The organism is Neisseria sp. HMSC070F02 (assembly GCF_001814225.1).
Taxonomy (GTDB): Bacteria; Pseudomonadota; Gammaproteobacteria; order Burkholderiales; family Neisseriaceae; genus Neisseria; species Neisseria meningitidis.
Window position 1 is genome coordinate 25,134 of record NZ_KV815482.1, and the last position, 12,254, is coordinate 37,387.

The 12,254-nt window shown below is 55.2% G+C and carries 10 protein-coding genes and 3 pseudogenes; 2 read left to right on the plus strand and 11 right to left on the minus strand.

The genetic code is table 11. The features are described from left to right. Window positions 1–40: 40 nt before the first annotated feature. The 6 genes from HMPREF2959_RS09520 to HMPREF2959_RS09545 form a co-directional block, all read right to left on the minus strand. The gene (locus HMPREF2959_RS09520; protein ID WP_002243767.1) at window positions 41–811 is read right to left on the minus strand and encodes a TatD family hydrolase; all 771 of its coding nucleotides are present in this window, start codon (window positions 809–811) and stop codon (window positions 41–43) included. A 114-nt stretch (window positions 812–925) separates the two neighbouring features. Then, window positions 926–1,915 (minus strand): asparaginase, encoded by a 990-nt coding sequence (locus tag HMPREF2959_RS09525; protein ID WP_002243768.1) that lies wholly within the window; start codon window positions 1,913–1,915, stop codon window positions 926–928. A 66-nt stretch (window positions 1,916–1,981) separates the two neighbouring features. Further along, the gene (locus tag HMPREF2959_RS09530; protein WP_002212633.1) at window positions 1,982–2,665 is read right to left on the minus strand and encodes a DedA family protein; all 684 of its coding nucleotides are present in this window, start codon (window positions 2,663–2,665) and stop codon (window positions 1,982–1,984) included. 188 nt (window positions 2,666–2,853) lie between these two features. Further along, window positions 2,854–4,188 (minus strand): phosphoglucosamine mutase, encoded by a 1,335-nt coding sequence (glmM, locus tag HMPREF2959_RS09535; RefSeq protein WP_002239994.1) that lies wholly within the window; start codon window positions 4,186–4,188, stop codon window positions 2,854–2,856. 129 nt (window positions 4,189–4,317) lie between these two features. After that, the gene (gene folP / locus HMPREF2959_RS09540; RefSeq protein WP_002230799.1) at window positions 4,318–5,169 is read right to left on the minus strand and encodes a dihydropteroate synthase; all 852 of its coding nucleotides are present in this window, start codon (window positions 5,167–5,169) and stop codon (window positions 4,318–4,320) included. A 326-nt stretch (window positions 5,170–5,495) separates the two neighbouring features. After that, window positions 5,496–6,389, minus strand: a complete 894-nt coding sequence (locus HMPREF2959_RS09545; protein WP_002243769.1) for a chorismate mutase — start codon at window positions 6,387–6,389, stop codon at window positions 5,496–5,498. A gap of 90 nt (window positions 6,390–6,479) precedes the next feature. Between HMPREF2959_RS09545 and HMPREF2959_RS09550 the strand changes: the two genes are divergently transcribed. Then, entirely contained in the window at window positions 6,480–8,594 is a 2,115-nt protein-coding gene (locus HMPREF2959_RS09550; protein WP_002243770.1) for an AsmA family protein, read from the plus strand. A gap of 63 nt (window positions 8,595–8,657) precedes the next feature. On the opposite strand, the gene ubiD is transcribed toward HMPREF2959_RS09550, so the two are convergent. The 5 genes and pseudogenes from ubiD to HMPREF2959_RS09570 all read right to left on the minus strand — a co-directional run. Further along, window positions 8,658–10,136: a 4-hydroxy-3-polyprenylbenzoate decarboxylase gene (gene ubiD, locus HMPREF2959_RS09555; RefSeq protein ID WP_002243771.1), complete on the minus strand. Its 1,479-nt coding sequence runs from the start codon at window positions 10,134–10,136 to the stop codon at window positions 8,658–8,660. Window positions 10,137–10,154: 18 nt separating this feature from the next. Then, window positions 10,155–10,670 carry a DUF2199 domain-containing protein gene (locus tag HMPREF2959_RS09560; protein WP_002243772.1) on the minus strand — a complete coding sequence of 172 codons (516 nt, stop codon included), beginning with the start codon at window positions 10,668–10,670 and terminating at the stop codon, window positions 10,155–10,157. A gap of 6 nt (window positions 10,671–10,676) precedes the next feature. After that, complete coding sequence (locus HMPREF2959_RS09565) at window positions 10,677–11,111, minus strand: COG4648 family protein (RefSeq protein ID WP_002216644.1); 435 nt, start codon at window positions 11,109–11,111, stop codon at window positions 10,677–10,679. A gap of 281 nt (window positions 11,112–11,392) precedes the next feature. Next, a pseudogene (locus HMPREF2959_RS13335) lies at window positions 11,393–11,476 on the minus strand (acyl carrier protein); the annotation flags it as partial. Between the two features lie 2 nt (window positions 11,477–11,478). Next, a pseudogene (locus HMPREF2959_RS09570) lies at window positions 11,479–11,985 on the minus strand (beta-ketoacyl synthase chain length factor); the annotation flags it as partial. A gap of 40 nt (window positions 11,986–12,025) precedes the next feature. Between HMPREF2959_RS09570 and HMPREF2959_RS09575 the strand changes: the two are divergent. Next, window positions 12,026–12,254: pseudogene (locus tag HMPREF2959_RS09575) on the plus strand (IS1595 family transposase); the annotation flags it as partial.

The following is a 12,254-nucleotide window of genomic DNA, read 5'->3' on the forward strand; positions in this document are numbered from 1 at the left end:
GGTCATTATAATATATTTTCTGAATATTCAAAAAGATAATCTAGGGACGGAGCAGGCTGTCGGCATTGCGTTCCGTTATCGCGGCGATTTCCGCCGCGCCGGTACCGCGTATCTGCGCGGCAATTTCGGCAATCCGAAGAATGTTGGCAGGCGTATTGACGGTGTTTTTCAACATAAACGGGCTATCCGTTTCCAATACGAAATCCCCGTCGTTCAAGGCTTTAAGCGTATCGCGCACTTTACGCGCGTTCGGGTTGAGCAGCAGCGAACCGATGCCGATTTTGAAACCCAGTTTCGCCAACACGTGCGCTTCTTCAATACTGCCGGAAAAGGCGTGGACAATGCCGCCCCAGGTAAAGCCCGTCCGTTTGACGGCGGCGGCGATGTCGGCGGCGGCTTTGAGATTATGGATAATCACGCGCCGACGCAGGGTTTGCGCGATTTCAAGCTGGCGGCTGAAGACTTGGATTTGCCGTTCGCGCTGCTGCGGCGTTTGGGTTTTGTCGTAAAAATCCAAGCCGATTTCGCCGACCCATGCCTGCGGATAACGTGCCAACATCGCTTCCAGGCGGACGCAATCACGCTCGGCAATGCCGTCTGAAAACCAAGGATGGATGCCGAGCGCAATACGGATTTGACCGTGTTCGGACGGCATTTCCGACAGTTCCGCCACGCTTTGCCAATCCTGCGGACAGGTGGCGGGAACGATAAACCGCTTCACCCCAACTTTCCGCGCGGCGGTCAGGATGTGCGGCAGGTTTTCGCGCAGGGCGGCATCGGCAAGGTGGCAGTGGGTGTCGGTGAAGTTCATTTCGATTCCGCAATGCGGCAGGTTCACATAAAAATAAGGCAGGGCGGCAAGGGATGCCGTGTACGGGCGGCGCATAAGGCGCGGTCAACGCCCCGTCATTGCCATTTCAATCCGCTATAACTTCAGTCTTGCCAACTCTTTTTCTACATCTTCCGCGCCCCAGCCTTGCGATACGGCGAGGGTCATCAGCGCGGTGGCGGTTTCGAGGTTGCATTTGCCGCCGTTGATGATGCCCGAGTTGCGGAACGCATTGCCTTGCGCGTAAACGGCGGCAGTTCTGCCTTGTCGGACTTGGCTGATGTTGAGCAACAATTTTCCTTGCCGCGTGAAGTCTCGGACAGCGCGGATAAAGCCTTCGTCTGCGGGCGTGTTGCCGTGTCCGTAACTTTGCAGGATAAGGGCGTGGGCGGGAAGCTGTCCGAGTCCGTCGGCAAGTTCTTGGACGGCAAAGCCGGGGATAAGCGTGCGGACGGCGATTTTTGCCTGCGGGTCGGGATAACGGATTTTGAGGCCGTCTGAAACATCTGCCGTGTCCTGATTCGGGATGCGGACATTGTGCCAGCCCTGGGTTTCGTCCCACTCCGCCAGTGCGCCGAAATGCGGATTGTCGAAACCGGCGGCGGTTTCGGTGCTGACTTTGCTGCTGCCGACGGCGGGATAAAGTTTGCCGTCAAAGGCAATAAGCGTCTGCTTCAATCCGAGTGGGAATGCGGCAACGGCAGTCGCCAGATTGCGCGGCGCGTCGCTGCCCACGGCGTTGTACGGCCATTGGGAGCCGGTCAGGACGATTGGCTTGTCCAAACCCTGCAGCGCGAGGGCGAACAGATTGGCGGTATAGGCGAGCGTGTCCGTGCCGTGCAGCACCAAAACGCCGTCGTACTGCGGCAGCGCGGCGGCAATGATGTCCAGCCAAGCGCACCAGTTTTGCAGTTGGACGGCGGAAGAATCAATCAGCGTCCCACAAACGTGCCAATCGAAATCCATGCCGTTTGAAAACGGCGCGAGTGCCTGCCCGACCAGCGCGGTATCGGGGCGCAGGCCTTCGCTGCTTTGCGTCATGCCGATGGTGCCGCCGGTATAAAGGACAAAAATTTTCTGTTTCATGGCTCATCCTGAAAATGCAAAGACCGCCTGAAACGCGAAATGCGTCCGGACGGTCGAAAATCTGATTTACTGCTGCTTCTGTGCCGCTTTTTTCGCTGCCTTTTCCGCCTTGCGTTTGGCGCGTTTTTCGCTCAATTGTGCGCGGTAAAGCTGATAATGTCGGCGTTTGCGCCACCAGAACCACGCCAGCGCCGCCGCCAGCACGCCCAATGCGATGAAGATGCCGGATTGCAGGCTGTGCATTTTCGCCATCAGCCAATCGATGTTGTGCGCGCCGTACTCGCCCAAGTAAATCCAAACGGGCACGGAAATCAGCGCGGCAAGCCCGTCCATAATCAGAAAGCGCAGATACGATACTTTGCGGCTGATGCCGGCGGTAACGAAAACGGCAGTCCGCAAACCCGGCAGGAAACGAGCGACAAACAGAACCCAGTTGCCGTATTTGTCGAATTTTTCCTGAACCTGTGCGTAACGTTTCGGCGTCATGATGCGCGCAATCGGTTTGAACTTGAGGATTTTCTGCCCCCAGATGCGTCCGGCGGCGAACATGATGCCGTCGCCCGCCAACACGCCGAGCATACCGACTGCAAACATAATATGCGGATTGGTATAACCCATACCCGAAATCACGCCGCCTGTTACCAAGGTCAAATCCTCGGGGATCGGCACGCCGAAACCGCAGATGACCAAAACGAAAAACACGGCCGCATAGCCGTATTCGACAAAAAAGGCTTCCAAAAGGGCAAACATAGCGGATATTCCATTGTCGGAGATAAAAAGTCAGAACAAGCCGAAACATTTTCTGCGCGAAACGGCATTCTATCAAAGATTATGCCGTCTGAAAGCGGCAAGGGGCAGATTCGCGCCCTCTGCCGGACGTTCAGACGGCATTTAAACAGGAAAACCGCCGCTGTTGAAACGGTTTTGCCTGATTTTGCCTAAAGGCTGCCGATGGCGGAAGCAATACGTTCCGCACCGTCGCGCGCCCAATCCGCCTGCCGCGCCTCCACCATCACACGCACGACGGGTTCGGTTCCCGAAGCGCGCAACACGACACGCCCTTTGCCTTCGAGTTCTTTTTCCACTTCCGCCAACACGTCTTTTGAGGCTTCCTGCCATTTCTGACCTTTTTGGATGCGCACGTTAATCATAGTTTGCGGATACGGCTGCCAATCGGCGCAAACGGTGGCGAGGTCTTGGTTCAGCGTTTGCAGTGCCGCCAAAACTTGCAGCGCGGAAATAATGCCGTCGCCGGTGTTGTGTTTGTCCATGCACAAAATATGGCCGCTGGCTTCGCCGCCGATGAGCCAGCCGCGTTGGTTCAGCTGTTCCAACACATAGCGGTCGCCGACTTTGGCGCGGCAGAAATCCACGCCCTGCTCTTTCAGGGCGATTTCCATCGCCATATTGGTCATGACCGTGCCGACCACGCCGCCGATGTTGATACCTTCTCGGGCGCGGGCTTTAGCAATGACGTAAATCAGGCTGTCGCCGTCGTAAACCTTACCGTTTTTATCGACCATCATCAGGCGGTCTCCGTCGCCGTCTAAGGCGATGCCGTAGTCGGCTTCATGCTGTAAAACGGCTGCCTGGAGTGTCTTGGTATAAGTCGCACCGCATTTTTCATTGATATTGTAGCCGTTGGGTTCGTCGCCGATGCTGACGACTTGTGCGCCCAGTTCGTGAAACACCTTGGGTGCGACACCGTACCCCGCGCCGTTGGCAGTATCGATAACCAACTTCAAACCCCGAAGGTCGGAATGGCTGGGAAAGGTAGATTTGCAAAATTCGATATAGCGGTCGTCCGCACCACTGATGCGGCGTGCGCGACCGAGGCGTGCAGAAGGCTGGGTTTTCATTTCTTCGTCGATTTTGGCTTCGATTTCCAACTCGATTTCATCGCTCAGTTTCACGCCGCCCTCGGCAAAGAATTTGATGCCGTTGTCGGAATAGGCGTTGTGCGACGCGGAAATCATCACGCCGGCGGACAGGCGCAACGCGCGGGTCAGATAAGCCACGCCGGGCGTGGGCAGCGGTCCGGTCTGTACCACATTCACACCCGCCGCCGTAAAACCGGCCACCAAAGCGGCTTCCAGCATATAGCCGGAAATACGCGTATCCTTGCCGATTAAAACGGTCGGTTTCTGGTCGGTGTCGTGCTGAACCAAAACCTGACCCGCCGCATAGCCGAGTTTCAATACAAAATCGGGCGTAATCGGAAACTGCCCGACTTCGCCGCGCACGCCGTCCGTGCCGAAATATTTTTTTGCCATGTGTTGCTCCGAGAATGTGAACCGTTGTCCGAGATTATACAGTCAGTTTGTGCCTTGCTGTCTGCACCGTTGATGCCGTCTGAAGCCGCCCCGTCCTTTTCAGACGGCATGAAGTATGCGAACCGCTGTTTACAGATTGATGCCCAACGCTTCCCACACCTTCAACGCGTCCGCCGTCGCCTTCACGTCATGCACCCGCACAATTTGCGCGCCGCGCGCCACAGCCGCCACAGCCGCCGCCACGCTGCCGTGTACGCGCGCCGCCGCGTCGGTTTCGCCCGTCAGTTCGCCTACCATGCGTTTGCGCGATACGCCGATCAGCAGCGGAAAGCCTGTTTCCGCCATCAATTCGGGCAAATGCCTCATCAGCGCGATATTGTGTTGCAGGGTTTTGCCGAAGCCGAAACCCGGATCGAGCGTGATGCGTTGCGGTGCGATGCCTGCCGCGATGCATTCCGCCGCCCGCGCTTTCAAATACCGCGCCACTTCACCGACAACATCCTGATATTTCGGATTAATCTGCATGTTTTCAGGCAAACCCCGCATGTGCATCAGGCAAATGCCCGTGTCCGTCTGGCGCGCCAGCAATTCGACCGCACCTTCGTCGGTCAACGCCGCCACATCGTTAATAATATCGATGCCACCGAGTGCCAACGCTTTTTCCATAATCACCGTGCGGCGCGTGTCCAAACTGACGGGAACGCCCCACCCCGCCACTTCTGCCAATACAGGCTCAACCCGCGCCCATTCTTCTTCGGACGAAACATAATCCGCACCCGGCCGCGTCGATTCGCCGCCGATGTCGAGAATGTCCGCACCCTCTTTCAAAAGCCGTTCGGCGTGCGCCAAAGCTGTTCGGGCGTTTTGCGAATACGCGCCGCCGTCGGAAAAAGAATCGGGCGTGAGATTCACGATGCCCATGATTTTCGGCTTGTCCAAACCGATTTCAAACCGTCCTGCCTGCCAAACGTGTCGTGCCATCTGAACTCCTCCCAAAATAAAAAAACAGATTGAGACCTTTGCAAAAATAGTCTGTTAACGAAATTTGACGCATAAAAATGCGCCAAAAAATTTTCAATTGCCTAAAACCTTCCTAATATTGAGCAAAAAGTAGGAAAAATCAGAAAAGTTTTGCATTTTGAAAATGAGATTGAGCATAAAATTTTAGTAACCTATGTTATTGCAAAGGTCTCAGATTATATGCCGTCTGAAACCGTCTTGTGCGCTTCAGACGGCACCGCTATTCGGGCGGCAGACGGCATGTTGTCCGAATGTCTGCTCCGCCTTTGAATCTGCCGGTATGCCTGCTATCCGCCCGACTTTTCAAAACAGGTTCCGACGATTCCGCACGCGCCTGCCGCCTTTGCCAAGCCGTACAGGATTTCCTGCGGCATATCGCGGTTCCATAATCCCGTAATATTCGCAATCACGGGCAGATGGCTGATTTGGCGGACTTTCACGATGGATTCGACATCCAAACGGTAGGGATGGCCTTTGGTATGGTTCAATACGCCCGACTCGCCCAGAATCAGGTGGCGGTTGCCGCGCGAGACGACATATTCTGCGGCATTCAACCAATCTTCGGCAGAATGGTGCTTGTCTTTACACAGCACCAAGGGAATGTTCAGGCTTCCGGCTTCATTCAATACGGCAAGATCGGACATCAGCCCGCCGCCCAAATACAGGATGTCCGCCCCCGCATTCAAAGCCGCTTCGACATGGCGGACGTTGCGGACGCGCACCAATACGGGTTTCCCTGCGCCATGCGCCGATGCGGTCTGTTCCGCCAACCGTCTGCACCGTCCTCGCCCTTCATCCGCACTTGAAGTGTCGTATAAGTTTGCCGAAGTGAAAAACGGATCTAGAAACACTGCATCCGCATTGCGCCATACTGACGGTTCTGCGGCGATACAGACGGTTTCCCCGCCGCCGAAAGCCACGCCTTTGGCGGCAACGCGGCTGTCTTCCGCCCGATTTTCCCAACTGACGGTTTTCCATGTATCCAAAATGCGGACGGCTTTCTCGACCTCCGGCAGCGTCTGCACCTCCCTGACGCTCAAAACCCTATCGTCGCCGATTGCGCCGATGACGGTACGCTCGTCGCCGTGAGAAATGTGTTCTCGCAGACCTCTGCTGCGGATAAAGGCGACAACGCCGGCAATGTCCGCTTCGGCGGCACGCCTGCTCATGACAATAATCATATTTCCTCCTGACACAAGAAACGGCCTGCCCAAAATAGGATTTTTGCAAGCCGTGTTATACTGTGGCGTGTTTTACAGATTGTTCGGGCTATGGATTTATTATCGGTTTTCCACAAATACCGTCTGAAATATGCGGTGGCCGTGCTGACGATACTGCTTTTGGCGGCAGTCGGGCTGCACGCTTCCGTATATCGCACCTTCACGCCTGAAAACATCCGCAGCCGCCTCCAACAAAGCATTGCACACACACACCGGAAAATCTCGTTTGATGCGGACATTCAGCGCAGGCTCCTGCCCCGGCCGACCGTCATCCTGAAAAACCTGACCATTACCGAACCCGGCGGCGACCAGACTGCCGTTTCCGTCCAAGAAACCAAAATCGGATTGAGCTGGAAAAACCTGTGGTCGGATCAGATACAGATTGAAAAATGGGTGGTTTCGAGTGCGGAACTTGCCCTGACGCGCGACGGGAAAGGTGTTTGGAACATCCAAGACCTGATCGACAGCCAAAAACGCCAAGCCTCAGTCAACCGCATTATCGTCGAAAACAGCACCGTCCGCCTCAATTTCCTGCAGGAACAGCTTATCCTGAAGGAAATCAACCTCAACCTGCAATCCCCCGATTCGTCGGGGCAGCCGTTTGAAAGTTCGGGCATACTGGTTTGGGGAAAGCTGTCCGTCCCGTGGAAAAGCAGGGGGCTGTTCCTTTCAGACGGCATCGGCACGCCCGAAATCTCACCGTTCCATTTTGAAGCTTCCACTTCGCTGGACGGACACGGCATCACCATTTCCACCACCGGCAGCCCTTCTGTCCGCTTCAACGCCGGCGGAGCGGATGCCGCCGGCCTCGGCCTGCGTGCAGACACTTCCTTCCGCAACCTCCACCTGACCGCCCAAATCCCTACGCTGGCACTCAGGAACAACAGCATTAAAATTGAAACCGTCAACGGCGCATTTACCGCCGGCGGCGAATATGCCCGATGGGACGGTTCGTTCAAACTCGACAAAGCCAACCTGCACTCCGGCATCGCCAACATCGGCAACGCCGAAATCTCCGGCAGCTTCAAAACACCGCGCCACCAGACCAACTTCTCCCTCAATTCGCCGCTCGTATGGACGGAAAACAAAGGGCTGGAGGCGCCGCGCCTGTATGTATCGACCCTTCAGGATACCGTCAACCGCCTGCCGCAACCCCGTTTCATCAGCCGGCTCGACGGTTCGCTGTCCGTACCGAATCTGCAAAATTGGAATGCCGAATTAAACGGCACATTCGACCGCCAAACCGTTGCCGCGAAATTCAGATACACACATGAAGACACACCGCATCTGGAAGCCGCCGTCGCACTGCAAAAATTGAACCTGACCCCCTATCTTGACGACGTGCGGCAACAAAACGGCAAAATATTTCCCGACACCCTCGCCAAGCTGTCCGGCGACATCGAGGCGCACCTGAAAATCGGAAAAGTCCAACTTCCCGGCCTGCAACTGGACGATATGGAAACCTACCTCCACGCCGACAAAGGCCATATCGCGCTCAGCCGTTTCAAGTCAGGGCTTTACGGCGGCCATACCGAAGGCGGCATCAGCATCGCCAACACCCGTCCCGCCACTTACCGCCTGCAACAGAATGCAAGCAACATCCAAATCCAACCGCTGCTGCAAGACCTGTTCGGCTTCCACAGCTTCAGCGGCAACGGCGACGCGGTCATCGACCTGACCGCGGGCGGCGAAACCCGAAAAGAGCTTATCCGCTCGCTTCAGGGCAGCCTGTCGCTAAATATTTCCAACGGTGCATGGCACGGTATCGACATGGACAATATCCTGAAAAACGGCATTTCGGGCAAAACTGCCGACAATGCCGCACCCAGCACACCCTTCCACCGATTCACGCTCAACAGCGAAATTTCAGACGGCATCAGCCGCCACATCGATACCGAACTCTTCTCCGACAGCCTCTATGTTACCAGCAACGGCTATACCAATCTGGATACGCAGGAATTGTCTGAAGATGTCCTTATCCGCAACGCCGTCCATCCGAAAAACAAACCGATTCCCCTGAAAATCACCGGTACGGTGGACAAACCGTCCATTACCGTCGATTACGGCAGGCTGACCGGCGGCATCAATTCGCGCAAAGAGAAACAGAAAATCCTCGAAGACACCCTGCTGGAACAATGGCAGTGGCTCAAACCTAAAGAACCGTAAACATCCTGCGTACACAAATGCCGTCTGAAACGCCCCCACGCTTCAGACGGCAGACCGTAAAACCTACAACCCCAATTCCTCCCAAATCCCATCAATCTTAGCCGTAACCGCAGGGTCTTTTTTGATGACGCTCCCCCATTCGCGGTCGGTTTCGCCCGGCCATTTGTTGGTCGCGTCCAAACCCATTTTGCCGCCGAGTCCGCTGACGGGGCTGGCGAAGTCGAGATAATCGATGGGCGTGTTTTCTACCAAAACAGTGTCGCGCACAGGGTCCATGCGCGTGGTGACCGCCCAGATGACTTCTTTCCAGTCGCGCACGTCCACATCGTCATCCACCACGATGATGAATTTGGTGTACATAAACTGGCGCAGGAACGACCAGCAGCCCATCATCACGCGTTTGGCGTGTCCGGCGTACTGTTTTTTCATGCTCACCACCGCCATGCGGTAGGAGCAGCCTTCGGGCGGCAGGTAGAAATCGGTGATTTCGGGAAACTGCTTTTGCAAGAGCGGTACGAACACTTCGTTCAACGCCACGCCCAAAACGGCAGGCTCATCGGGCGGTTTGCCTGTGTAGGTCGAATGGTAAATCGGGTTTTCGCGCATGGTGATGCGTTCGACCGTAAACACAGGGAAATAATCCTGCTCGTTGTAATAGCCCGTGTGGTCGCCGTACGGGCCTTCCAACGCGGTTTCGTTCGGATGAATCACACCTTCCAGCACGATTTCTGCGCGTGCAGGCACTTGCAAATCGTTGCCGATACATTTCACCAGCTCCGTCCGCGAACCGCGCAGCAGTCCGGCAAACTGGTATTCGCTCAAGGTATCGGGAACGGGCGTTACCGCGCCCAAAATGGTGGCAGGGTCGCAGCCGAGCACGACGGCGACGGGATACGGCGTATCGGGATTGAGTTTGCGGAACTCCTGATAATCCAACGCGCCGCCGCGATGCGACAGCCAGCGCATAATCAGCTTGTTTTTGCCGATGAGTTGTTGGCGGTAAATGCCGAGATTTTGGCGTTTTTTGTGCGGCCCGCGCGTTACGGTCAAGCCCCATGTTACCAGCGGCGCAACGTCTTCCGGCCAGCAATGCTGAATCGGAAGTTTATACAAATCAACGTTTTCGCCTTCCCACACGATTTCCTGACACGGCGCGTTTTTCACCACGTTCGGCGCCATGCTCCAAATGTCTTTCAGTAGCGGCAGTTTGGAAAACGCATCTTTGATGCCTTTGGGCGGTTCGGGTTCTTTCAAATACGCCAGCGTCTGCCCGATTTCGCGCAGCTTGGACACGCTGTCCGCCCCCATACCCATCGCCACGCGTTCGGGCGTGCCGAACAGGTTTGCCAACACGGGATAATCGTAGCGCGTGCCGTCGGGCTTAATCGGGTGTTCAAACAGCAACGCCGGCCCTTCGGCACGCAGCACGCGGTCGGCGATTTCGGTCATTTCCAAATGCGGGGAAACGGGATGCGCGATGCGCTTGAGTTTGCCCTGCTGCTCGAGCATGGCGATGAAGTCGCGTAGGTCTTTGTATTTCATGTTTATCTTTTTGTCCTTTTATCCTGAACAATCCGATTCGGATACCGCTCCTATCCTTGCCTGCGCTTCGGCATATTCTATGCCGTGATAAAAGTCGCGTACCAGCGGATGTCCGCCGCTTTGATGCAGTTGCAGCAAAGGGCGTTGGTTGTCGGACTGGGTAACGACATTGCAATGCAAACCGAAGGTGTCGGATTCGTAAGGGGGCAGCCGGTTGCAGATCATACCGAAATAAACGGCGTTTTCCGGATTGTCGTAAAAGCGGCTTTGATAGTCGTTAAAACTCTTTTCGCTGACGGATACCCACACGCCATATTCCAGCGTTTCCTCATGCCCGATAATCGGAATCGGCAGCACCGCGCGGATAAAGCGGTCGGTTTGGTCGGGATAGCGGATGATGCAGAAATCAGAATCGCATTCTGCTTGATAAGCAATGCGTTCTTCTTCACTGAGTTGATTATAGGGATCGGGGGCGGTAAAGCCGATTGCGGGCATATCTTCATGTTTTTCGCCGCAGGAAGTGCAAGTGTACATAAGGTTTCAGACTTTCAAAACGAGTTTGCGGTAAAGCCATTCGCCGGCAAACGGCATCCCCATCAATACATAGGCAATCACGCCGGTATAAACCGCCCACCAATCATATCGCCCCAACCGTGCCAACAAAGCGGCAAGCGTCCCGTTGGCAATAAAGAATACGCACCAAACCTGCGTTACCCGGCGGGTATAGCGCACGGCTTTTTCAGGCAGGTCGGGCTGTTGCAGCCGCGCGAGCCTTTCTATGACCGTCTGTCCGGCAAACAGGCTGCCGCCGAACACCGCCAACATCATCAGATTGACGAGGACGGGATACCAATACATCGAATCATGCCGCCCGAACACCAATACTGCGGCAAAAAACAGTGTAATAAACAAAGCCGCATAACGCTGTTGGGGCAGTTTGGCAGTCAGGGCGCGCAGCAGCCACAACCCGCACATCGCCGCCGCCAGCCAGACAAACCAGCCCGCCTCCCTGCCGTAATATAGTGGATTAACAAAAACCAGTACAGCGTTGCCTCGCCTTGCCGTACTGTCTGCGGCTTCGTCGCCTTGTCCTGATTTAAATTTAATCCACTATACCACAAAGCGGGATAGGCAATGCTTAATACGGTCAGAAAAATATGTCCGAAAAAACCGGGTTTCATTTTGAATCCGCACAAATGTTTTCAGACGGCATCCGATAAAAACATGCCGTCTGAAAAATAATTAGAAATACCCGATTAGCCCGCCTGAATCTTCAATACCGCCTGTACCACGTCGTTGACGGTGCGGACATTGCGGAAATCTTCAGCCTGCAGCTTGCGGGCTGCCACAGCCATTCACGATTGCGATATACCCGGCGGCATTCCCGACTGCCGTTCAGCAGAAAGCGCACCCATTCCAAACCGCTCCAATATGCCTCGGGCAGCATACCGGCTTCAGACGGCATATCGTCCGAAGCAGATAAAGTCAGGCTGTAACGCGTCCCTTTGGTCAGAACCATCGCCAAAGCATAAGCAAACGGCGCGCGCGTTGCCGATACGGCATATCCTTCCGGCAGCGGATCGTCCGCCGCCAAAACCAAAACCGACCCGCATCCCTCTTCCAACAGTGATGCCGCTTCCGCCAATGCCGTTTCCACACCGTCGGCACACACGGCCAATGCCGTCTGCTCGCTCATATCCCGCCTCAATATCGACCATTACCCCGCCGTTGCATTGTGCACCGACAAACCGAACGAAGTCGGCGACACGATTTGCGATTTCAACAGTTCCAACCACAAATCGAAACTGCGCGCCATTTCCCCGTCGTGCGAGGCATAAACTATAGTGGATTAAATTTTACTAGATTAGCAGATATGTTACCCTCGAAATATGAAGATAACACACTGCAAATTAAAGAAAAAAGTACAGAAAGAACTGCTCCATTTTTTTGTACTGGAAGTTACCGCCCGTTCTGCCGCCGATATTTTGGGTATCCATCCCAATTCGGCAGCACTGTTCTACCGTAAAATCCGCACGGTTATCAACCATCATTTGGTCTTGGCTGCCGATGAGGTTTTTGAGGATCCTGTCGAGCCGGACGAAAGCGATTTCGGCGGAC

Coding starts and splice junctions, on each gene's coding strand:
- HMPREF2959_RS09520 (WP_002243767.1), bottom strand. CDS start 811: ATGAACTTCACCGACACCCACTGCCACCTTGCCGATGCCGCCCTGCGC.
- HMPREF2959_RS09525 (WP_002243768.1), bottom strand. CDS start 1,915: ATGAAACAGAAAATTTTTGTCCTTTATACCGGCGGCACCATCGGCATG.
- HMPREF2959_RS09530 (WP_002212633.1), bottom strand. CDS start 2,665: ATGTTTGCCCTTTTGGAAGCCTTTTTTGTCGAATACGGCTATGCGGCC.
- glmM (WP_002239994.1), bottom strand. CDS start 4,188: ATGGCAAAAAAATATTTCGGCACGGACGGCGTGCGCGGCGAAGTCGGG.
- folP (WP_002230799.1), bottom strand. CDS start 5,169: ATGGCACGACACGTTTGGCAGGCAGGACGGTTTGAAATCGGTTTGGAC.
- HMPREF2959_RS09545 (WP_002243769.1), bottom strand. CDS start 6,389: ATGATTATTGTCATGAGCAGGCGTGCCGCCGAAGCGGACATTGCCGGC.
- HMPREF2959_RS09550 (WP_002243770.1), top strand. CDS start 6,480: ATGGATTTATTATCGGTTTTCCACAAATACCGTCTGAAATATGCGGTG.
- ubiD (WP_002243771.1), bottom strand. CDS start 10,136: ATGAAATACAAAGACCTACGCGACTTCATCGCCATGCTCGAGCAGCAG.
- HMPREF2959_RS09560 (WP_002243772.1), bottom strand. CDS start 10,670: ATGTACACTTGCACTTCCTGCGGCGAAAAACATGAAGATATGCCCGCA.
- HMPREF2959_RS09565 (WP_002216644.1), bottom strand. CDS start 11,111: ATGTGCGGGTTGTGGCTGCTGCGCGCCCTGACTGCCAAACTGCCCCAA.